The organism is Cellulomonas sp. P4_D11 (assembly GCF_056401915.1).
In genome coordinates this window covers 148,143-168,936 of record NZ_JBFUIK010000004.1, presented here as the reverse complement: position 1 = coordinate 168,936, position 20,794 = coordinate 148,143, and the positions used below count along the sequence as shown (strand labels likewise).

17 protein-coding genes are annotated in these 20,794 nt (G+C 73.1%); 12 read left to right on the top strand and 5 right to left on the bottom strand.

What is annotated here, in order from left to right; genetic code table 11:
- The first annotated feature begins 82 nt into the window (after window positions 1–82).
- A complete protein-coding gene (locus AC1DT4_RS04325) occupies window positions 83–1,303 on the top strand; it encodes a M20 metallopeptidase family protein (protein WP_477088533.1) in 1,221 nt (406 codons plus the stop codon).
- 61 nt (window positions 1,304–1,364) lie between these two features.
- Window positions 1,365–2,177 (top strand): HEAT repeat domain-containing protein, encoded by an 813-nt coding sequence (locus AC1DT4_RS04320; RefSeq protein WP_477088532.1) that lies wholly within the window; start codon window positions 1,365–1,367, stop codon window positions 2,175–2,177.
- 130 nt (window positions 2,178–2,307) lie between these two features.
- Here the strand turns inward: AC1DT4_RS04320 and AC1DT4_RS04315 are convergent, their stop codons facing one another.
- Complete coding sequence (locus AC1DT4_RS04315; RefSeq protein WP_477088531.1) at window positions 2,308–3,690, bottom strand: HNH endonuclease signature motif containing protein; 1,383 nt, start codon at window positions 3,688–3,690, stop codon at window positions 2,308–2,310.
- Window positions 3,691–4,102: 412 nt separating this feature from the next.
- Window positions 4,103–4,459 carry a TraR/DksA family transcriptional regulator gene (locus AC1DT4_RS04310; RefSeq protein ID WP_477088530.1) on the bottom strand — a complete coding sequence of 119 codons (357 nt, stop codon included), beginning with the start codon at window positions 4,457–4,459 and terminating at the stop codon, window positions 4,103–4,105.
- 116 nt (window positions 4,460–4,575) lie between these two features.
- Between AC1DT4_RS04310 and AC1DT4_RS04305 the strand changes: the two genes are divergently transcribed.
- From AC1DT4_RS04305 to AC1DT4_RS04290, 4 genes are read left to right on the top strand one after another with little or no spacing between them, the layout of a single operon-like run.
- Window positions 4,576–4,959 (top strand): cold-shock protein, encoded by a 384-nt coding sequence (locus tag AC1DT4_RS04305; RefSeq protein ID WP_056085661.1) that lies wholly within the window; start codon window positions 4,576–4,578, stop codon window positions 4,957–4,959.
- Between the two features lie 2 nt (window positions 4,960–4,961).
- Entirely contained in the window at window positions 4,962–6,257 is a 1,296-nt protein-coding gene (locus AC1DT4_RS04300; RefSeq protein WP_477088529.1) for a DUF3027 domain-containing protein, read from the top strand.
- A complete protein-coding gene (locus tag AC1DT4_RS04295; RefSeq protein WP_477088528.1) occupies window positions 6,254–9,256 on the top strand; it encodes a sacsin N-terminal ATP-binding-like domain-containing protein in 3,003 nt (1,000 codons plus the stop codon). The genes AC1DT4_RS04300 and AC1DT4_RS04295 overlap by 4 nt, the downstream gene beginning before the upstream one ends.
- 37 nt (window positions 9,257–9,293) lie before the next feature.
- Entirely contained in the window at window positions 9,294–9,998 is a 705-nt protein-coding gene (locus AC1DT4_RS04290) for a CAP domain-containing protein (protein WP_477088527.1), read from the top strand.
- A 4-nt stretch (window positions 9,999–10,002) separates the two neighbouring features.
- Here AC1DT4_RS04290 and AC1DT4_RS04285 read toward each other — a convergent pair whose 3' ends face one another.
- Entirely contained in the window at window positions 10,003–10,257 is a 255-nt protein-coding gene (locus tag AC1DT4_RS04285) for a DUF2530 domain-containing protein (protein WP_477088526.1), read from the bottom strand.
- A 112-nt stretch (window positions 10,258–10,369) separates the two neighbouring features.
- On the opposite strand from AC1DT4_RS04285, the gene AC1DT4_RS04280 reads away from it, so the two are divergent.
- On the top strand, window positions 10,370–11,875 hold the full coding sequence (locus tag AC1DT4_RS04280; RefSeq protein ID WP_477088525.1) for an NCS2 family permease: 1,506 nt from the start codon (window positions 10,370–10,372) through the stop codon (window positions 11,873–11,875).
- 62 nt (window positions 11,876–11,937) lie between these two features.
- On the opposite strand, the gene AC1DT4_RS04275 is transcribed toward AC1DT4_RS04280, so the two are convergent.
- Window positions 11,938–12,561 (bottom strand): arsenate reductase/protein-tyrosine-phosphatase family protein, encoded by a 624-nt coding sequence (locus tag AC1DT4_RS04275; protein WP_477088547.1) that lies wholly within the window; start codon window positions 12,559–12,561, stop codon window positions 11,938–11,940.
- 303 nt (window positions 12,562–12,864) lie between these two features.
- On the opposite strand from AC1DT4_RS04275, the gene AC1DT4_RS04270 reads away from it, so the two are divergent.
- Window positions 12,865–14,616, top strand: coding sequence for a DUF4012 domain-containing protein (locus AC1DT4_RS04270; RefSeq protein WP_477088524.1), 1,752 nt, complete (start codon window positions 12,865–12,867; stop codon window positions 14,614–14,616).
- A 56-nt stretch (window positions 14,617–14,672) separates the two neighbouring features.
- A complete protein-coding gene (locus tag AC1DT4_RS04265) occupies window positions 14,673–15,218 on the top strand; it encodes a peptidase (RefSeq protein ID WP_477088523.1) in 546 nt (181 codons plus the stop codon).
- Between the two features lie 75 nt (window positions 15,219–15,293).
- Here the strand turns inward: AC1DT4_RS04265 and AC1DT4_RS04260 are convergent, their stop codons facing one another.
- Window positions 15,294–16,778, bottom strand: coding sequence for a tyrosine-protein kinase domain-containing protein (locus AC1DT4_RS04260; RefSeq protein WP_477088522.1), 1,485 nt, complete (start codon window positions 16,776–16,778; stop codon window positions 15,294–15,296).
- 265 nt (window positions 16,779–17,043) lie between these two features.
- Here AC1DT4_RS04260 and AC1DT4_RS04255 point away from each other — a divergent pair, with 265 nt between their 5' ends.
- From AC1DT4_RS04255 to AC1DT4_RS04245, 3 genes are read left to right on the top strand one after another with little or no spacing between them, the layout of a single operon-like run.
- Complete coding sequence (locus AC1DT4_RS04255) at window positions 17,044–18,438, top strand: sugar transferase (RefSeq protein ID WP_477088521.1); 1,395 nt, start codon at window positions 17,044–17,046, stop codon at window positions 18,436–18,438.
- Window positions 18,438–19,463: a glycosyltransferase family 4 protein gene (locus tag AC1DT4_RS04250; RefSeq protein WP_477088520.1), complete on the top strand. Its 1,026-nt coding sequence runs from the start codon at window positions 18,438–18,440 to the stop codon at window positions 19,461–19,463. Before AC1DT4_RS04255 ends, AC1DT4_RS04250 begins: the two co-directional genes overlap by 1 nt.
- Window positions 19,460–20,599 (top strand): hypothetical protein, encoded by a 1,140-nt coding sequence (locus AC1DT4_RS04245; RefSeq protein WP_477088519.1) that lies wholly within the window; start codon window positions 19,460–19,462, stop codon window positions 20,597–20,599. Before AC1DT4_RS04250 ends, AC1DT4_RS04245 begins: the two co-directional genes overlap by 4 nt.
- Window positions 20,600–20,794: the final 195 nt, after the last annotated feature.

Genomic DNA, 20,794 nt, shown 5'->3' with positions numbered 1-20,794 from the left:
GGTAACGGCTGCACGCGGGCAGCTCGGTCGTCTGGCAGTCTCGGATCGCCGAGGTCCCGCTCGTCCCTGGAGGTTCCCGCACGTGTCCCTGTCACCCGACGTCCTCGCCGGCCTGCGTGCCGACGCCTCCGCGCAGCTGCCGGACCTCGTCGCCCTCCGCCGGGCGTTGCACCGCACCCCGGAGATCGGCCTCGACCTGCCTGAGACGCAGCGGCTCGTCCTTGACGCGATCGCGCCGCTCGGCCTCGAGGTGAGCACCGGCTCGGGTCTCAGCTCGGTCGTCGCGGTCCTACGAGGCGGTCGACCGGGTCCCGCTGTGCTGCTGCGCGGGGACATGGACGCCCTCCCGGTCACGGAGGACTCCGGCGAGGACTTCGCGTCCGAGAACGCCGGGGTCATGCACGCGTGCGGGCACGACCTGCATGTCGCCGGGCTCGTCGGCGCCGCCCGGCTCCTGGCGTCCCGGCGCGACGAGATCGACGGCGACGTCGTCCTCATGTTCCAGCCGGGCGAGGAGGGCGACCACGGCGCCCGGCTCATGATCGAGGAGGGTGTGCTGGACGCCGCCGGCGACCGGGTCGTGGCGGCCTACGGCCTGCACGTCATGTCCTCGATGCTGCCTGCGGGGCTCGTGATCTCGCGTGCCGGCACCATGCTCGCCGCGGCCGACTCCGTCGTCGTCACCGTCCACGGTCGGGGCGGGCACGGCTCGATGCCGCACCTCGCCGCGGATCCGGTCCCGGTGGCCGCCGAGATCGTGCTGGCCCTGCAGGCGATGGTCACGCGGCAGTTCGACGCCTTCGACCCGGTCGTCGTCACCGTCGGCAAGATCGCGGCCGGCACGACGAACAACGTCATCCCGTCGACCGCCGTCCTCGAGGCCACGGTCCGCACCTTCTCGGAGACCACGCACGCCGTGATCCCGGAGAGGCTGACCCGGGTCGCCGAGGGGATCGCCGCCGCGCACGGCTTCACCGCGACCGTCGACTACCAGCGCGGCTACCCCGTCACGTCGAACACCCCGGCCGAGGTCGACCGGGCAGCCGGCCTGGTCCGGGGGCTGTTCGGCGAGGCCGCCTACGCGACGGCGCCGCAGCCGATCTCCGGCGCCGAGGACTTCTCCTACGTGCTGCAGGAGGTGCCCGGCACGTACCTCGGGCTCGGCGCGACGCCCGTCGGCGAGGACCCCGCGACCGCGGCGTACAACCACTCGGCGCAGGCGCGGTTCGCCGAGGAGTCGCTCGCGGTCGGCCCCGCCGTGCTCGCGGCGCTGGCGCTGGACCGGCTGGCCGAGGGCGCGTAGTCACCCGCCTGCAGCGCGAAAGACGGCGCCGGCGGCCGGCGTCGTCGTCCACACTTTCGGGATGGCCCTCAGGAGCGTGACCGCGAGCAACGTGGCGGACCTCTGCGAGGCGGTCGACGCCGCGGGGCCGAAGGATGCGGCGGCGGTCCTCGCGCTCGCGGGGCACGAGAGCGCGGACGTCCGCTGGGCGGTGGCGGTCCAGCTGCCGTGGCTGGCGGACGACGTCCCAGGCCCCGGGCTGCTGTCTGCGGCGATCGACCTCACGGCCGACCCCGATACAGACGTTCGGGACTGGGCCTGCTTCGCGCTCGGCCAGGCGTGGCGCGAGGTGGACACGGCTGAGGTGCGAGAGGCGCTCGTCGCCCGGCTCGACGACATCGACGTCGACACCCGGCACGAGGCGCTGGCGGGGCTGGCCTTCCGGCAGGATCTGCGCGCGTTGCCGTACGTTCGCGCCGGCCTGAGCCGCGCCGGCGGAGCCGTGCACCGGCTCACGATGGTCGCGGCCGGCGCGCTGGGCGATCCGGACCTGCACCCGCTCGTGCTCCAGCACCTCTCCGGATGGCCCGACGTCGTTGCGGACGTCGCCGACTGCGCGCGCCGCCTCACCGATCCATCCGGGCCTGGTGACGACGTCATCGAGGGTGTCGCGGCGCTCGTGCGGCTCCGGGCGCACGGGTTCAACGGCGACGCGCAGCTGCGCTGGTGGCGGCTCATGTCGGACCTGCTCGACATCGCCCCGCACCGTGCCCCGGAGTTCTACGACGCCGTCGCAGCCCGCCTCGACGGCGACGAGGACGCGATGACCGAGCTCCGGACCGGCTCCGGGCTCGCCGACGCGGCTGGGCACGTGGTGGTCGAGAGTCGCGACTGACGCCCATCGGGCGCCCCGCGCTCGAGAGCCGTCTTCGTAGGGACTCGGCGCCCTGAAGCCCTGTCGAGAGGCGTCGTCGTGGGGCGTCAGCGTGCCTGCTCGCGGGATCGGTCGTTCACCAGCGCCGACGTCAGGTGCGGAGCGGGTGTCCGTGGCGGTCGGTGAACTGCCAGCTGCCGTCGGCTCGGCGCGCGATCTCGATGGCCCGGTCGTGCACCACGGCGTGGTGGTGCCAGCACAGCAGGCACCCGGTGTGCACGTCCGTCGCGCCGTTGTCGCGGACCCAGTGCTTCGTGTGGTGGACCTCGGCCAGCGCGGGCGGTGCGTCGCAGTCGGGGTACTGGCAGTGCCGGTCGCGGGCGACGATCGCGCGACGCTTGACCCCGGTGTAGGTGCGCTCGGCACGTCCGACGTTCAGCACCTGGGACTGCGGTCCGAAGACGACGCGCGTGATCGAGGAGTCACACGCGAGGCGCGCCAGGACGGTGTCGGGGATCGGTCCGGTGCCGACCAGCTCCGCACCGGCGATCGCTCCCGTGTCGAGCAACGGGCCGCGCGACACGGGCTCAGCTGCGGTCTCCGCGGCACGCCGGCGTCGGCGGCGCTGATGCGCAGGCTGCCCGTCCAGGCTCGCCCCGGTAGCTGCTCCGTCCGGCTGCCGAGGTGCGCTCGGACCGTCCAGGCTCGCCCCGGCAGCAGCTCCGTCCGGCTGCCCGGGTGCTCCCTGGGCGCGATCCAGGGCGCGGCGCAGGGTGTCGAGGTCCACGACAGCGGTGATGTGGGGGCGGTGGTCGCCCGTGGCTCCCGTCAGGTCGCGGTCCAGGGCCAGCCGAGTCAGGTTGACCAGGGCTCGCGCGCGACGACGGCCGGCGGGCTGCCTGGCCTGGTCCGCGGACCGGCCTGCCAGCGCGGTCAGGGCAGCCTGTAGCGCGTGACCGTGCTCGGTGGTCAGGAACCCGGCCAGGTGGCATCCGTCGGTGGTCTGCGACACCGTCAGGAACTCCCGGTCGGACGCCTCGGTGTAGCCGTCGTCGTCGGCGGCCGGGTCGGCCTGAGCGGCCCAGCGGCGGGTGAGCAGCCGGAACTGGGACACCGGCAGCGACTGTGCGTGCTCGAGCAGGAATCCTTCCCCGCACTCCTCCGCCGGGGCGGCCAGGGCGGCGCGACGGGCGTCCGTGTTCGCGACGGCCGCGAGCGCGTGCGCGGCCTCGACCGGCACCGCCCCAGCCGTCGCGGCCGCGGCGGTGTCGGGCAGGTGGTCGCGGAACGCCCGGCCCAGCGCCACCAGCCGGGCCGCGTGGGCGTGCGGGAGGCGCCCCTGAGTGGCGACCCACGTGGTGATCGACCGGGCACCGTCCAGCGCCCACCAGCCGTCGGCCTCGACCACCGGAACCACCCGCGCGGCGATCGCGGACAACCGCCCCGCCAAAGTCAGCGCCTCCCGGACCACCTCGACGGCGGCCGGGCCGTCCAACCGACCGCCGGCGAACGAGGGATCGGACGCGACCGCCAACGCATCGACGGCCGCCTTCAGGACCGCCAGGGCGTCGGAAGCGCTCGACCCGACCGGCAAGGCAAGGGCCGGCGCAGGCGAGCGGGACGGCCCGGTCGACTCACCCGACGCCGCATCAGGCGACGTGTGACCGGCGGCGGCAGTGCTCGCGGCATCGGCGCCCGAAGCGACCTCCTCGATCGACACCCGCGCCCACCTCCTCCGCACCAGGACGGACCCGAAAGACCGGGCCCAACAATCCCGCCACGAAGAACTCTCCCAGTGACCACTGACATTCGCGGTGGCAATTGCTCACATCTTGAGACAAACAAACAAGCGCATATATCCGCAGGTCAGAGGCAGAAACAATCCACACCGCACAATGCATCGAGCCGCCCACAGGTGAATAACTGGCCACATCCACAGGCAGCGATTACCGACCGGCGCACCCCACGCACGTCGTCGCGGTCGGCCGGGCCTCGAGCCGACCGCCAGGGATCGCCTCGCCGCAGACCTCGCACACCCCGTAGGTGCCGTCGTCGACCCGGGCGAGGGCATGGTCGATCGAGAGCAGCCGTGCCGACGCATCCCGCGCCAACGCGTCCACCTGGGCACGCTCGAAGGCGATCGTCGCGCCCTCGGGGTCGTGCTCGTCGTCGGCGTTGCTGTCCCGCGACGCGTCGACGACGGCCCGGTGCTCGCTCTGCAGAGCGGCGAGGCGCGACAAGGTGGTCGCGCGCAGCTCCTCGAGCCTGGCGCGGGCGGCGGTCATGTCGGGTGCGGACGTCATCGACAAGCCCAACGTCACGCGCACGCGGGGGCTTCCAGGGGCCGCGTGGGGTTTTCGTCGTCCGTGGCCGGTAACCTTGTGGCCAGTACGTCTTCTTCTCATGAACGGGGTTCACCGTGCCTACCGGCAAGGTCAAGTGGTTCGACACCGAGCGCGGCTTCGGGTTCATCGCCAGCGACGACGGCGGCGAGGTCTTCCTGCACGCGTCGGCGCTCCCCGAGGGCGTCACGGCGCCCAAGCCCGGCGCCAAGGTCGACTTCGGCGTCGCCGACGGCCGCCGCGGCCCCCAGGCCCTCTCGGTCAAGCTGCTGGACCCCGTGCCCTCTGTTGCGAAGGCGGCGCGCAAGCCCGCCGACGACATGGCCGTCATCATCGAGGACCTCATCAAGGTCCTCGACCGCGTCGGCAACGACCTTCGTCGTGGCCGCTACCCCGAGAAGGCGCGCGGGGAGCAGTACGCCTCGCTCCTGCGCGCCGTCGCGGACGACATCGAGGCCTGAGCATGCCTGCAGCAACCAAGGACGCGGTCCTCGGATCGGCCGTCGACCTCGCTCGTGAGGTCGCGATCGACCTCGCCGAGGACCCGGCCGACGTCGGTGAGTACCTCGGCCTCGTCGTCGAGGGCGAGCGCCTGGTCTCCCACCGGTTCGCATCGGCCGCCCGCGGCTACCGCGGCTGGGAGTGGACGGTCACCGTCGCCCGCGTCCCGCGCGGCCGGACCGCGACCGTCTGCGAGGCCGAGCTGCTGCCCGGCCCGGACGCGGTCCTCGGCCGAGCCTGGCTGCCGTGGTCCGAGCGCATCCGCCCGGGCGACATCGGCCCCGGCGACGTGCTGCCGTTCAAGGCCGACGACCCGCGCCTCGAGCCGGGCTGGACCCCGACCGGGGACCCCGAGCTCGACGACGTCGCGATCGACGAGCTCGCCCTCGCCCGCGTCCGGGTGCTCTCGCCCGAGGGTCGCGACGAGGCCGCCGAGCGCTGGTACCGCGGCCCGCACGGCCCGACGAGCGCCGGTTCGCTCGCATCGGCCGCCGCGTGCGGCAGCTGCGGCTTCCTGGTCCCCCTGCAGGGGTCGCTCGGCACCGTCTTCGGCGTCTGCGCGAACCAGTGGTCGCCCGACGACGGCACCGTCGTGAGCGTCGACCACGGCTGCGGCGCTCACTCGGAGACCGACGCGGAGGCGCCTCCGACCGATTGGCCCGACGTCGACCCCCTCATCGACGAGCTCAGCCTCGAGCTGGTCAACCTCACCCCGTCGGCCCCCGCCCAGGAGGCTGCAGAGCCCGCGCACACCGCTGCGGTCGAGGCGGTCGTGGCCGAGACCGCGGTCGCCGACGACGCGACGCCCGTTGCCGATGACGCGACAGCCGTTGCCGACGACGCGACCACCGTTGTCGACGACGCGACGCCCGTTGCCGACGATGCGACGACCGTTGCCGACGACGCGATGCCCGTTGCCGACGAGGCGACGCCCGTTGCCGACGACGCGACGAGCTTCGCCGACGAGCCCGCGACGACCGACGAGGTCGCGCTGCCCGAGGACGCCGAGGCACCCGTCGACGAGGTCGCAGTGACCGACGAGGACACGGACGCCGACGAAGTCACGGACGCCGACGACGTCACGGTCGCCCACGACGTCACGGTCGACGAGACCGCGGCGGCCGACGACACCGCGACGCCCGCCGACACGACGGAGCTCGTCGCCGACGCGGCCGTCGAGACCGACGACACCCCCGACGCAACCCCCGCCCCCGACTCCGCGGACGAGCCGCCCGCGGAGCCCGACCCGGAGCCGTGACCGCCGACGCCTTCGGCACGGCCGCCCTGCGCGCGGCCGTCCTGGGGGCGTGGCGATCGTCTCCCGCGCGCCTGCGCGAGGACGCGAACACGGAGGAGGACCACGCCCGCGGCTACTACCGCGACCGCGTGATCGTCGAGCTCGCGCAGAACGCCGCCGACGCGGCCACGCTGGCGGGCGTCCCGGGGCGGCTGCTGCTCCGACTGGCCCGCACGGACGCCGGCCGCACGGTGCTCGTGGCCGCGAACACCGGCGCCCCGCTCGATGCCGAGGGCGTCGCGTCGCTGGCGTCGATGCGGGCGTCGGCCAAGCGGGACGGGGCGGCGTCGCGACGCGCGGTCGGCCGGTTCGGCGTCGGGTTCGCCGCGGTGCGGTCCGTCGCCGACGAGGTCTCCGTCCTGTCCACCAGCGGCGGCGTCCGGTTCAGCGCCGCCGACGCGGCCGAGCTCCTGACCGAGGCGGCGCTCGACAACCCGGGCCTCGCCGACGAGGTCCGCCGCCGCGACGGCTCCCTGCCGGCCCTGCGCCTGCCCCTGCCGGCCGAGGGCAGCCCGCCCACCGGCTACGACACCGCGGTGGTCCTCGAGCTGCGCGACGAGGTCGCCGCCGACGAGGTCCGCTCGCTCCTGCACGACGTCGGCGACCCCCTCCTGCTCGCGCTGCCGGGCCTGGTCGAGATCCTGGTCGACGACGAGACGGGTCCGGTCCGGCGCCTCGTGGACGTCGCGGACCGCTGGACGGTCGCGACCGGCGAGGGCGAGCTGCCGCTGGCGCTCATGGCCGACCGCCCCGTCGAGGAGCGAGCCGCCCGCGCGTGGCGGGTCACGTGGGCCCTGCCGCGCGGCGGCGCGCAGCTGCCCCGGACCGAGCAGGTGGTGCACGCCCCGACGCCCACCGACGAGCCGTGCAGCGTCCCCGCGCTGCTCGTCGCGACCTTCCCCCTCGACCCCTCCCGCCGGCACGTCGCGCAGGGACCGCTGACCGACGCCGTCCTCGACCACGCGGCCGACGTCTACGCGCGCCTGGCCCACGGCCGCGCGGCGGCCGGCCGCGATGCCCTCGCCCTGGTCCCCACGGGCCTGGCGGCGGGCGCGCTCGACGCCGCCCTCCGCACCCGGATCGTCGAACGCCTGACCCGCACGCCGCTGCTGCACCGGGCGGCCCCCGACGACGCCGACCCCCTCGTCGTCCCGACCCAGGCCGTGGCCCTCGCCCGGTCGTCGGTGCACGACGCCACGGCGCTGGCGGCCTTGGGGCGGAGGGTCACGGCGCTCGTGGTGCTCCCCGACGGCCGCGAGTCCCAGGCGCGGGCGCTCGGCGTCGAGATCCGGTCGCTGGCGGACGTCGTCGAGGACTTGCCCGCCGTGAGCGACGGCGGGTGGGCGGAGCTGTACGACGCGCTCGAGCTGCTGGCCGACGACCCGCAGTCCCGCGAGGCCCTCGGAGCGGTCCCGGTCCCGCTGGCCGACGGCCGGGTGGTCCGCGGCGCGCGCGGGACGGTCGTGCTGGCGCCCGAGCTCGCTGAGCGGCTGGGAGAGCGAACCCTCGAGACCCTCGGCCGCTGGGGGCTGCGCGTGGTGGACCCGGCCGGGGCGCACCCCGTCCTCGAGCGCCTCGGCGCGCAGGCTCCCGACGCCGTCGGCCTCCTCCTGCAGGACACGGTGCGCCAGGCGGTCCTGGAGCTCGCCGACGACGACGCCGAGACCGACGAGGTCGTCGACGCGGTCCTCGCCCTGGTGCACGCGGTCGACGGCGACCGTCTGCCGCGCGAGGCCCTGCCTTGGCTAGGGCTCCTGCCCCTGCCGGCCGCCGACGGCGAACGCACGCCCGCCGACAGCCTGGTCCTGCCGGGCTCGGTGGCCGCGTCCCTCCTGGACGACCGCGTGCTGTCGACGGTGTCCATCGAGACCGTGGACCGGTGGGGTCGCGACGCCCTGACCGCCATCGGTGTCCGCGCGGACCTGGTCCTCGTGCACGTCGCCGACGTCCTCGCCGATCCGGCCTCGCTGCGGGACGGCGCGACCGACTCCGCGACGCTCGCGGCCCAGTCGCTCGACGGCTGGGACGACTACCTGGCGCACCTCTCGGAGCGCCTGGGCGCGGGCGCGTACGTGGGGGAGGCCGTGGCGGTCGCGGACCTCGATGCCGTCGACCCGGACGCGTGGCCGCGGGTCCTCGCGCGCATCGCGGGCGAGCCGGCCCTCCACCGGGCGCTCGTCGACCCGGTCCGGGGCGAGTCGGCCGCCGGTGCCCCGTCCTACACGTCCTGGTGGCTCCGCGAGCAGTCGGGGCTCGGGCTCGGCCGGCCGTTCGCGGTCGGCGACACCCTGGCCGCGCTGCTGCCCGCGGCGCCGGACGTCGTCGCCGACCTCGACGTCCCGGTGCAGCGCGCGCTCGGCGGCGTCGCCACCCTGGACGAGCTCGACGGCCCCGGCTGGACCCAGCTGCTCGACTCGTGGGGACCGATCGGCGTCGCGGTCGAGCCCGCGCTCGCCGCCGCGGTGTGGCGGGCGATGGCCCCCGACGAACCGCCCGAGCGCCTGCCCGCCCTCGTCGGACCCGGCCGCGTCGCGGTCGTGCACGCCGAGGACGCAGCGGTGGCCGAGCACCCGATGTGGCACCAGCGGACCGACGTGGCGGCTCTGGTCCCGGGCACCGACGTCACGGCCCGGCTGCTGGACCTCCCGTTCGCGGCCGACCTGGCGGAGGGCGACGTCGACGACGACGGCGAGGTCGACGACGTCCCGGCCGGCGTGCGCGCCCTCCTTCCGGACGCGCCGACCACGTGGGTCCAGCACGACGACCTGCTGGTCGACGGCGCGCCCGTCGAGTGGTGGGTCGACGACGACGGGGTGGTCCACGCGGTGCACCTTGCCGGACTGGCGGCAGGGCTGGCGCAGGCCGCGGGCCGGTGGGAGCTCCGCTACGCGGTCGAGGCGCTGCTGACGGCCCCCGACCGGGCCGACGAGATCGCCCTGGATGTCGCCCGGGGCGAGTGAGTGTCCGTTCCGTCAGGAACCCGATAGCGTCCCCCGGGTGCATCCCTTCCCGCCCGTGGCGCCGACGCCCGGGGGTCGCCGGCAGCGCCGGGACCTGCGGGTTCGTCGTGAGCCCCGGCGTCGCTGGCCGCGCAGGCTGGCGCTGGTGGCGGCGTGCACGCTCGCCCTCGTGGCGGTCCCGATCGCGCTGAGCCCGAGCGTCGACATCACGGCGACGTCGTCGGACGCCGAGCGGGCGCTGCGGGCCGACGACCCCGCGGGCCGGTCCGGCACCCGCGCACCGTCCGCCACGGCCGCGCCGGTGAGCCCGACGGCCGCCGCCCCCGCCCCGGCTCCGTCGTCGCCCCCCGACGCCCCGCCCGTCGAGGCGGCGCCGCCGTCGCCGCCCACGATGGTCGACGAGATCGTCACCCGCACCAACGCGGAACGCGCGACCGCGGGCCTGCCGCCCCTCGCGGTCTCGCCGTGCGCGACCGAGCAGGCGGCGACCCGCACGGCGACGCTCGCCGCGGAGGACCGCTTCGAGCACGACCCGCTGGAGCCGATCCTGGCCGCGTGCGCAGCCCGGACGGTCGGGGAGAACCTCGCGCTCGGCTACCCGACGGCGCTGGCCGTGGTGGCGGGCTGGATGGGGTCCGACGGGCACCGCGCCAACATCCTCGGCGACGCGTACACGCAGATCGGCGTCGGCTGCGCGACCGGCCCCCGCGGGTTGCTGTGTGCGCAGATCTTCCTGGGCTGAGCGCTCAGCCCGCGGCCGCGGCCCGGCGCGCCGTGTTCCGTCGGGCCCAGGCGATGCCCAGCAGCCCGAAGGCCGCCCCGGTCGCGCACACCCACGCGGGCATCCACGACGCCTCGCCGGTGAGCGCGAGCACGGCGGCGACGACGAACGCCACGACCCAGACGCCGGTGCCGACGAGCATCACGCGGCCGAGGTCCACGTCCACCGGCGGTGGCGGGGTCTTGGTCGGGTGGAAGAGCTTGTCGATCAGCGACGGCACGCGGCGAGCCTAGCCGCGGCTCCCGACGGGCCGGCACCCCGATCGTGTGACGTTGGTGACGAGCCGTCGCGGCCGTAATTTCCTGGTGACACAGTTCTGCCACACTGCGCGCATGGCATCGACCTCCACCGCGCAGAAGCCCCGTCCTGCGCCCCCCACCAACGTCGTCGACCGCTACTTCAAGGTCTCGGAGCGCGGTTCGACCATCGGCACCGAGATCCGCGGCGGTCTGGTGACCTTCTTCACGATGAGCTACATCATCGTGCTCAACCCGCTGATCATCGGCACCGTCCGCTCCGACGCCGGCAACGGTCCGTTCCTCGGCGGCGGTGACGTCCCGAACCTCGCAGCCGTGGCCGCGACGACCGCGCTGGTCGCCGGCGTGATGACCATCCTCATGGGCGTCGTCGCCAACTTCCCGCTCGCGCTGGCGGCAGGCCTGGGCCTCAACGCCGTCGTCGCCTACTCCATCGCCGCCCTGCCGGACATGTCCTGGCAGAACGCGATGGGCCTCGTGGTGCTCGAGGGCCTGATCATCCTGGTCCTGGTGCTCACCGGCTTCCGGGTCGCGGTGTTCCGGGCGGTCCCGCGCGAACTCAAGACCGCCATCAGCGTCGGCATCGGCCTGTTCATCGCCTTCATCGGCCTGGTCGACGCCGGGTTCGTGCGCATCCCGGCGAGCATGGCGACCCCCGTCGAGCTCGGCATCGCCGGCTCACTGGGCAGCTGGCCCCTGCTCGTCTTCGTCGTCGGCCTGATGACGGCCATCGTGCTCATGGTCCGCAAGGTGCGCGGCGCCATCCTCATCGCGATCGTCACGGCGACGGTGCTGGCGTTCATCGTCGAGCTCGTCGGCGACATCGGCAGCAAGACCGACGAGACCGGCGCCGTGGTCAACCCGGCCGGCTGGGCGCTCGATGTCCCGCACTGGCCCTCGGGCGGCATCGTCGCGACGCCGGACTTCTCGCTCGTGGGGCAGTTCTCGCTGTTCGGGTCGATCGAGGCGATCGGCCTGGTCGCCGTCATCCTGCTCGTCTTCTCGCTGCTGCTCGCGGACTTCTTCGACTCGATGGGCACCATGGTCGCCGTCGGGAGCGAGGCCGGGCTGCTGGACAAGGAGGGCAACCCGCCGAAGACCACGCAGATCCTGGTGGTCGACTCGATCGCCGCCGCGGCCGGTGGCGCGGGCAGCGTCTCGTCCAACACCAGCTACATCGAGTCCGCCGCGGGCGTCGGCGACGGCGCGCGCACCGGCCTGGCCTCCGTGGTGACCGGCATCGCGTTCCTGCTGGCCACGTTCCTGTCGCCGCTGGTCTCCATGGTCCCGTTCGAGGCGGCCACCCCCGCGCTCGTCGTCGTCGGCTTCCTCATGGTCACGCAGATCACCGGCATCGACTGGAAGAACTGGGAGCTCGCCATCCCGGCGTTCCTCACGATCATCCTGATGCCGTTCACGTACTCGATCACCGCGGGCATCGGCGCGGGCATCATCACGTTCGTCGTCATCAAGCTGGCGGTGGGCAAGATCCGGGAGATCCACACCTTCATGTGGATCGCGTCGGCGATGTTCGTCCTGTACTTCCTCATCGGCCCCATCAAGTCCGCGTTCGGCATCTAGCCGACGCGACAGAGGCCGGGCCCCCGTGCGGGACCCGGCCTCTGTCGTCTGTCTGCGTCGTGCTAACGCCGGACGGCCGCGACGATCGCCTCGACGGCGGGCAGCAGCTGGTCGAACGACTTCTGGTAGAGCGCCGCGCCGCCGCGGTACGGGTCGACGACGTCGTCGTCGACGGGCTTGTGGGCCGTGAGCCCGCGCCGGGTCGCCGCGAGGGGGACCAGCGCGCGCAGTCGGTCCGCCGTCGTCGCGTTGGCGCCGGGCAGCGTGGCGGGGTCGATGTCGCCGACCAGCCGCGCCAGCTCGCGCAGCGTGAACGTGCGCCGCACGGCTGCCGGCACCAGCTCGACGATCGCCGAGCGGTGACGCCGGGTCAGCGCCAGCACCAGGTCGGCCTGCTGCACCATGCCGGGCGTCAGCTGTCGCGCCTCGAACCCGCCTGGGTCGACACCCTGCGCCGCGACCAGCGCGGCCATCTCGTCGGGCATCGGCCAGCCGGCCATCGCCCCGGTACCGGCCGACGAGACCTCGATCGCCGGCGCCAGACCGCCGCCGTCACGACCGCGGTACGCCGCCCCCAGACCGGCAGCGAGCAGCCGCTCGGCCGCCGGCGACCGACAGATGTTGCCGGTGCAGACGACGAGGACGCGCAGCGGCTCGGCCAGGTCGGAGGGGTTCACGGGCACCATCTTGGGGCCCGGAGCCGCAGAAACGCGCATCCAGTAACCCCATCGGCGCACACATCTCACCCCCTCTGGGCGCGCGACGGGGTACCTGCGGAGAGCCAGCACGCACCGGCGGTGCCTGGATCGTCCGGATAACATCGCCGGACAGGGTCGCGCGACGTGGGGGACGTGATGACGCATCCGGGCTGGGGGAACGACTGGTCCGCCGTCGCGCTCCCGGACCGACCACCCGCCCGCTCGAGCGAGCTAGACCATCGCGAAGCCGCGCTACGGCGAGCGAGGCGCAGTCGCGCGATCCGGTTCACGGTGCTCGGGGTCGCCGGGCTGGTCGCGGTCGTGGCGGCTGTCGGCATCTGGGTGGCCCTGGGTTCGTTCACTGCCCGCGACGAGCTCCAGGCGTCGGCGACCGCCGTCGACACGTTACGAACCCGGGTGTCCTCCGGCGACGGGCAGGATGTCGACGCCGTCGTGGCCGACCTGCAGGAGCACGCGAGCGCGGCGCGCGAGGCGACGAGCGGTCCACAGTGGTCGCTCGTCGGCGTGCTGCCGTGGGTAGGCCCCAACACGCGCGCCCTGCAGACCGTGACGGCCGTGGTCGACGACCTCGCGACCCACGCTCTGCCCTCACTCGTCGAGGCGACGCAGGTGCTCGACCCCTCCACGCTCGCGCCGGTCGACGGGCGGATCGACCCCGAGCTGCTGCGGGACGTCGCGCCTCAGGTGGTCAACGCCGACGCGTCGGTCGCAGCCGCCTCCGCACGCCTTCGGCGCGTGGACACCTCGGACCTGCTGCGCGTCGTCGCCGAGCCTGTCGAACAGCTCCGTGACCAGGTGGCGGGGGTGGCGATGACCACGGCGACGGCGTCGCGCGCGGTGCAGCTGCTGCCCGCGATGCTCGGCGTGGACGGTCCACGGCAGTTCCTCGTGCTGGTACAGAACAACGCGGAGCAGCGTGCGACGGGAGGCATCCCCGGTTCGGTCCTGCTGGTGCGGACCGACGACGGGCGGATCAGCATCATCGACCAGCGCGCGGGCAACCACCTCGGTGGGCTGTCCGAGCCGGTGATCCCACTGACGGCTGAGGAGCGCTCGCTGTTCGGCGACAACCTCGGCCAGACGATGCTCGACGTGACGTTCACGCCGGACTTCCCACGCAGCGCGCAGCTGGCGACGGCCCTCTGGAGCCGCTCGGTCGGTCCGACGCAGCTCGACGGCGTGCTGTCGGTCGATCCCGGGACACTTGCGCTCGTGCTGGGCGTGCTCGGGCCGGTCGACCTTGCCGACGGGTCGGAGCTCACCGCCGACAACGCCGAGCAGCGGCTGATGAACCAGGTCTACTTGGACTCGGACGACAACGGGGTGCAGGACGAGTTCTTCGGGTCGGCCACGCACGCCGTGTTCGACGCCGTGATGACGGGCGACGCCAACCCCGCCAAGCTCGTGGACGCCTTCGCCCAGGCAGCGCGAGAGGGCCGGATGCTCGCGTGGTCGGCCGACCCGGAACAGCAGGCGCTGCTGTCCGGCACGGTGCTCAGCGGCGAGCTCGCCGGCCGGCAGGGTGCGTCTCCCGTGGTCGGCGTCTTTCTCGAGGACTCCGGTGGCGCGAAGATCGGCTACTACCTGGAGCCGACGATCACCCTCCAGCAGGCGTCCTGTCGGCCGGACGGCTCGCAGGAGCTCACGCTCGACGTCACCTTGCACTCGACCGCGCCCGCCGACGCGGCGGAGCTGCCCGGGTACCTGGTCGGAGCTCCGCTCGGAATCCTGCCGCCCGGTGAGATCTGGACGAACGTGCTGGTCTACGCACCGAGCGGCGGATGGATCGCGTCGCACACCGCGAGCGACGGCGTTCCGGGGCTGTCGTCGCAGGCCCACGACGGCCTCGCGGTGGCGGGGCGCACCGTGATCCTGAAGCCGGGCGACTCCACGAAATTGACGTTCGAACTGGTCACAGGTCCAGACCTCGTCGGTCCGCCGGTGCTCCGCACGACGCCAACCGCGCTCGGGCCGGGCCCCGTCGCCAGGGGTGGGCGGTGTGGCGATTCGTCGCTATCGTGAGTGATCTGGCATGGACGAACCGGCTCTTTTGGCACGGACGATCTGGGGGATTGCCAATGAAGTTCGTCACGCGCACGCTCACCACGGGGGCTCTGGCCGCCGCTCTTGCGCTAGCTCCGGTTGCGGTCACCGCGGCCTCGGCGGCCTCAAGTCCGTATCCGCAGCCGACGTTCACCTGCACGCTGAGCGTGACGACGACCCCGGTGGGGCAGTCCTTCACCATCACCTGCACCGGGCTGCCTCCGGGCACCATCATCATCATCATCGTCACCTCCGCGAACCCGGCGACTCCGGACTCCGCGATCACCGTCGCGGGCACCAAGTCGGTCACCAAGACCGTCGGTGCCAACGGGGTGGCGACGGGCACGATCACGCTCAACGCCGCCGGGACCTACACGGTCGCGGTCACGGACCAGGCGGGCAACACGCTCGCGACGCAGACGGTTACGGCGGTCGCACCTGCGGCCACCGGCGCCGCCGGCCTCAGCTCCACGGGCACCGACGTGCTCCCGATCGCCCTGGGCGCGGGCGCGCTGCTCGCGGTCGGTGCCGGAACGGTCGTCCTCGTTCGGCGTCGGAACTCCAGCACTGACGCCGCCTGACACAGCTCGGCGCCAGACGGGCGCGTGCGGCGTCCTCCTACCGGGAGGGCGCCGCACGACCGTGTACGGGTGAGGTCAGACCTCGTCGGACATCCGAGCCCCGGGCCAGGAGCCGCCCGCCTGGGCAGCGGCTTCCCGGGCGTGACGACGCGGGGTCGTGACCGCGTGGCCAGCTCGGCCTGGCCCTGTGCCGTCGGCCTGGTCCGGCGTCGGCGGGCCGCCGTACTGGTAGTAGGGGTACTGCTCTCCGGGCCGGCGACCGAGGCGGTTCACGACCACGCCGAGGGTGCTGGCGCCGACAGACTCGAGCGAGCCGATGGCGCTCTGCAGCTCCTGCTTGTGCACTGCGCCCGCACCGACGACGAGGAGCGCGCCACCCGCCAGCTTGGCGAGGACGGCGCCGTCCGTGACAGGGAGAAGCGGAGCGGTGTCGATGAGCACCCAGTCGTACGCCTCGGTCAGCTCCTTGAGCAGCGTCGACATCACCTGCGACCCGAGGAGCTCGCTCGGGTTCGGCGGGATCTGCCCGGAGGGCAGCACGTCGAGGTTCCCGTTGCCCCAGGGCTGGACGACGTCGTCGAGACGCGCCTGGCCGATGAGGAGCGTGGTGAGTCCGACCGAGCCCTCGAGGCCGAGATAGCGGGCGACGCTCGGGCGCCGTAGATCGGCGTCGATCAGAACGACCCGCGATCCGGCGTCGGCGAGCGTGATGGCCAGGTTGATCGCGGTCGTCGACTTTCCCTCGGCCGGGAGCGCCGAGACCAGGACGATCGCACGAGGTCGGTTGCCGACATCGAGGAACTGCAGGTTCGTCCGGAGCCGACGGAACGCCTCGGAACGGGCGCTGTGCGGGCTGGACTGGACGATCAGCGGATGCTGCTCCGCGTCGGCGTCGAGCGGGATGGAGCCGATCACGGCCGACCTGGTCACCGCGCGGACGTCGTCCTCGGTACGCACCTTGGTGTCCAACAGGTCGAGCCCGATCGCGGCGACGATGCCGAGCGCCAGGCCGACGATCACTCCGACCGCGAGGTTGATCGGACGGTTGGGCGCGCTCGGGACCTGCGGGACGCCTGCCCGAGCGACCGTCGAGATGCGGACGGGGTCGGTGCCGTCGGCCCGCGGCGGCGCGAGGTCCGCGACGGCGGACGAGAGGTGCTCGGCGACGCCGTTGGCCACGGCACTCGCTCGCTCGGGGTCGGCGTCCGTCGCTGCGATCTCGATGATGACCGTGTTCTGCGGGACGGTCGCGGAGACGCTGTGCGCGAGGCGTCCCGCGCTGACGTCCAGCCCGAGGTCCTCGATGACGGGGTCGAGGACCGCCGGCATCGTCGCCAGCTGTGCGTACGAACGGACCTGACCCTGCGAGTAGGTCGATCCCTGCACCAGGTCGCCGACGGAGTCCCCGGACTGCACCGACACGAACGTCTTGGCCGTCGCGGTGTACATCGGGGTCGCTGCGAGTGTGACGAGCACTGCACCGACGATGCCGATGCCGGTGACCAGCGCGACGACGCCCCAGCGCTTCCGCAGGATCGCAAGGTATTCGTGCAGTTCCACGCGGTCAGCTCCCGCCCTCGGTGGCCGAACCCGACCATCCCCCGTCTGGTCGAGTCATGCTCTCATGGCGGGGGTGACTCGCGTGGTTGCTGCCATGACGCGCGGGATGTCGGAATCGCCCGGTCCTGGTTAGCCTGGGCCCGAAGCCGCTTGCAGTCGGGGGAACGCTAAGCGCTCGGGGGCCGCCATGGTGGGGATCGTCAGCACGACCAGGCCGGCGCAGCTGCGTCGGCCCGCCGAGAGCAGGTCGTGGGTCGATCGGTACGTGCGCAGGCTTCGGTGGGCGGACGGTGCGGCCATCGGGATCGCCGTCGCAGTGGCATATGTAGCCCGGTTCGACACCACCGACGGCGCCCCGGCTGTGTGGGGCGACTTCTCACCGAGCTACGTCGTGGTATCTCTGGTGATCGTGGCGGCGTGGTACCTCGCGCTCGCGGGGTCGCACGCGTGGGATCGCCGACTGCTGGGTGTGGGATCGGGGGAGTTCTCCGCCGTCTTCGGCGCGACGTGGCGCCTCTTCGCCGTCGTGGCCATCGTCGCCTACCTGGCCAAGATGGAGGTGGGACGAGCATTTCTTGCCATCGCGTTCCCGCTCGGCCTCGCGCTCCTGCTCGCAGAACGCCTCTGTGCGCGCCGCTGGTTGAGGCTGCAGCGAGCGAGCGGCCGGTGCCTGACCCCCGTCCTGGTCATCGGGCACCGACGCCAGGCGGAGGTGCTCATTCGCGAGCTGGACGGCGACGCGGCGGCGGGGCTCGGCGTGGTGGGAGTCTGTATCCCCGGCGGCGAGGCGGGCCAGGGCGACACGGTGCTCGGCGTCCCCGTCATCGGAGATCTGACGCACGCCGCGCAGAGCGCAGGTTCGGTCGGCGCGCAGGCCGTGGCCGTCACGGGGTCGGACGAGCTGACCGCCGCGGTGGTGCGGCAGCTCGGCTGGGACCTCGAGGCGACCGGCGCTGACCTGCTCCTCGGTGGAGCGCTCACCGATATCGCCGGCCCTCGGGTCCACGTGACGCCGGTCGCGGGTCTGCCGCTCATGCAGGTGGACGCCCCGCGCTTCACCGGCCCCAAGTACGTCGTGAAGCTGGTGGCCGACTGGCTCGGCGCACTGGTTCTCACGATCGCGCTCAGCCCGTTGCTCGTCGCGGTGGCGATCGCGGTCCGGTTCAGCAGTCCCGGGCCCATCATCTTCAAGCAGCAGCGCATCGGACGCGACGGCAAGGACTTCGGGATGTTGAAGTTCCGCACGATGGTGCCGGAGGCTTCGCTCCTGTTCGACGAGGTGATGGCCGAGGGACGGGCGGGCCTCTTCTACAAGCGCCGCGACGACCCCCGCGTCACCCGGGTCGGGCACGTCCTGCGGCGGTACTCCTTGGACGAGCTTCCGCAGCTCTTCAACGTGCTCAAGGGCCAGATGAGCCTGGTCGGGCCGCGCCCGCAGGTGGACAGCGAGGTCGCGCTGTACGACAGAGCAGCTCATCGAAGGCTGCTGGTCAAGCCGGGGCTCACGGGCCTCTGGCAGGTGTCGGGGCGCTCCGAGCTGAGCGCGGACGAGTCGATGCGCAAGGACGTCTACTACGTCGAGAACTGGACCCTGTTCGGCGACCTGGTGATCATGGCGCGCACCGCCCGCGCCGTCGTGGCCGGACGGGGTGCCTACTGATGCGGGTTCTCCACGTGGTCGAGTGCTACGAGGGCGGGGTCGGCCGGGCGGTCGACACCCTCGTCGCCGTCACTCCGGAGATCGAGCACCACCTCCTGCACGCGGGTGGCTCGACACCCGGTGCCGCGCCGCCCTGGTCCTCGACGTCCCGGCTGCCCGAGGGGTTCCGGTCCAGGTTGCGGGCCACTCGCGAGCAGATCCACGCCCTCCGACCGGACGTCGTGCACGCGCACTCGTCCTGGGCCGGCGTGTACACCCGGTTAATTGCCCCCGAGGTGCCCGTCGTCTACCAGCCGCACTGCTACAAGTTCGCCGACGACGCCCTGCCGTCCTGGCGGCGCGGCTTCTATCGGGCGGCCGAGTCGATGCTCGCGCGGCGAACGTCCGTCGTCGCGGCGGTGAGTGAGTCAGAGCTCCGGCTCGCCCGGGCGCTCCGACCCGGGACCCGCGCGACGCTGCTCCCGAACGCCCCGGTGGTGGAGCTGACCGACGACGACCACGACGCCACCACGCGGCAGGTGGCGACCGCCGGACGTATAAGCCCGCAGAAGGGGCCCGACCGGTTCGTGGCTGTGGCCCGGGAGTGCCGCTCTGCCGGTGTGGACGCGAACTTCGTCTGGATCGGAGACGGTGACCGGGGATCCCGCGAGCAGCTCGAGGACGTGGGCATCCGGGTCACAGGGTGGCTCGCGCCGACGGCGCTCCAGGAGGAGCTCGATCACACGTCCGTCTACCTGCATACCGCGCGATACGAAGGCTTCCCCCTGAGCGTCCTCGACGCGGCCGCGCGGCACGTGCCGATGGTCCTTCGCGACATCCCTGCGTTCGAGGGGTCCGGGCTGGCGGTCGTCCCCGACCGTGCCCTCGCGACCCGCGTCGCGATGCTCCTCGACGACGCGGCCGCGCGCCGGAGATCCGTGGCCGAGGGCTCGGCCGTGGTCTCGACGATGAACCGGACCTCGCTCGCGGCCCGTGCCCGGGCCGTGTACGACGATCTCGTCCCGTCTTTGCGCCGGGTCGCATGAGCCTGACGTCCGTGCCGGCTGACGGCGTCCTGGCAGATGTCGACCGGGTCCGCCGCGGGCGTTGGGTCGCCACCGACCTCGCGATGCTCTTGTCGGTGGCCCTCGGCACGGTGATCGTGCTGCTGCGCGACTCGATCCTGCCGGACAAGTTCTCGTACGACTCGGACAAGATCCAGGCGATGGCGCAGGGATCCCTCGCCTACGAGGACCGCTCGTTCACCCCCGTCGCCACCGTCTACCGGACGCTCGGTCTGGCCGACCGTCCCGCGCTCGCGGCCGTTCTCGGGTTCGGCAGCTTCGTCGCCGTCGCCGTCGCGATGCGGGTCAGGCTCGCGGCGCTCACGCCCAGCCGGAGCACGCCGTACCTCTTCGCGGTGTCGATCGTGCTGGGTGCCGTCTACCTGGGCGTGTACTCCAAGGACGTGTTCGTCGTCGGCGTCGTCGCCGTGGCCGTGCTCTGGCGCCGTCCCCGCGGCGGCACCGCGGCCCTGGTAGCGCTGGCGGTGATCTACGGCAGCTTCTTTCGCACCTACTGGCTGGTCGTCGCGGCGGTCGTCATCGTCTTCGTCGTGCTGCTGAAGCACCTGCGGTCGCTGCTTGCCCTGGCGCTGAGCGCGGTCGCCATGGTGGTCGTCCTCGGATTCGCGTACGCCCTGGTCAACGGCGCACCCGTGAGCGTGCTGCGCGCGGGGATTAATGACAACCGGGGAGACCGCGGGGACGCCCTCACCCAGATCCCGGTGTTCGTCCACGGCGGAGGGTTCCTCCTGGAGAGCCTCAACCTGGTGGTGACCCTCGGCGTCCTCGTCGTCCCGCTGCCGCTCCTTCTGCTCGGCTCCGTCTACCACGTGTTCGTCGCCGTCGGACTGCTCTCGATCTGGGTGCTCATCGGCAACCTGCTGCACTCCGGCCTTCGATCAGGTGCCTTCGTCGCCGACCAGTCCCTGCGCCGGAGTGCCGCGCTGCTGGTCGCGATCCTCGTGACGCAGGCGCTCTTCGAACCGGACTACGGATCCGCCCTGCGCCACCTGGTCCCGTTCCTGCTCATCGCGATATTCCTCTCGCTCCACTTGGGCCGCCGGTCTGTGGACCGCGTCGCAGTCGTCCCGCCGAGCGAGATCCGTGATGGGGACTAGAGCGCCGGTCACCCTCGTCTGGCTCGAGGGGGCCGACCCGGCGAGCGCGGCGGGTGTGCACCTGGCCGGAACTCTGGAGCGGATGACCGCATGCGGGATCGTGCCGGCCCGGGTGGTTGCGGCACGCTCGGGGACCCGCTCGCGAACGGCGAGGCTCGTCGGGCTTCTCGCCAGGTCGATCAGGCAGCCTCGCCG

Bases quoted from the DNA above. Each gene is read 5' to 3' on its own strand.
- AC1DT4_RS04320 (WP_477088532.1), top strand. From the start codon at position 1,365: ATGGCCCTCAGGAGCGTGACCGCGAGCAACGTGGCGGACCTCTGCGAG.
- AC1DT4_RS04310 (WP_477088530.1), bottom strand. From the start codon at position 4,459: ATGACGTCCGCACCCGACATGACCGCCGCCCGCGCCAGGCTCGAGGAG.
- AC1DT4_RS04300 (WP_477088529.1), top strand. From the start codon at position 4,962: ATGCCTGCAGCAACCAAGGACGCGGTCCTCGGATCGGCCGTCGACCTC.
- AC1DT4_RS04280 (WP_477088525.1), top strand. From the start codon at position 10,370: ATGGCATCGACCTCCACCGCGCAGAAGCCCCGTCCTGCGCCCCCCACC.
- AC1DT4_RS04275 (WP_477088547.1), bottom strand. From the start codon at position 12,561: ATGGTGCCCGTGAACCCCTCCGACCTGGCCGAGCCGCTGCGCGTCCTC.
- AC1DT4_RS04265 (WP_477088523.1), top strand. From the start codon at position 14,673: ATGAAGTTCGTCACGCGCACGCTCACCACGGGGGCTCTGGCCGCCGCT.
- AC1DT4_RS04250 (WP_477088520.1), top strand. From the start codon at position 18,438: ATGCGGGTTCTCCACGTGGTCGAGTGCTACGAGGGCGGGGTCGGCCGG.
- AC1DT4_RS04245 (WP_477088519.1), top strand. From the start codon at position 19,460: ATGAGCCTGACGTCCGTGCCGGCTGACGGCGTCCTGGCAGATGTCGAC.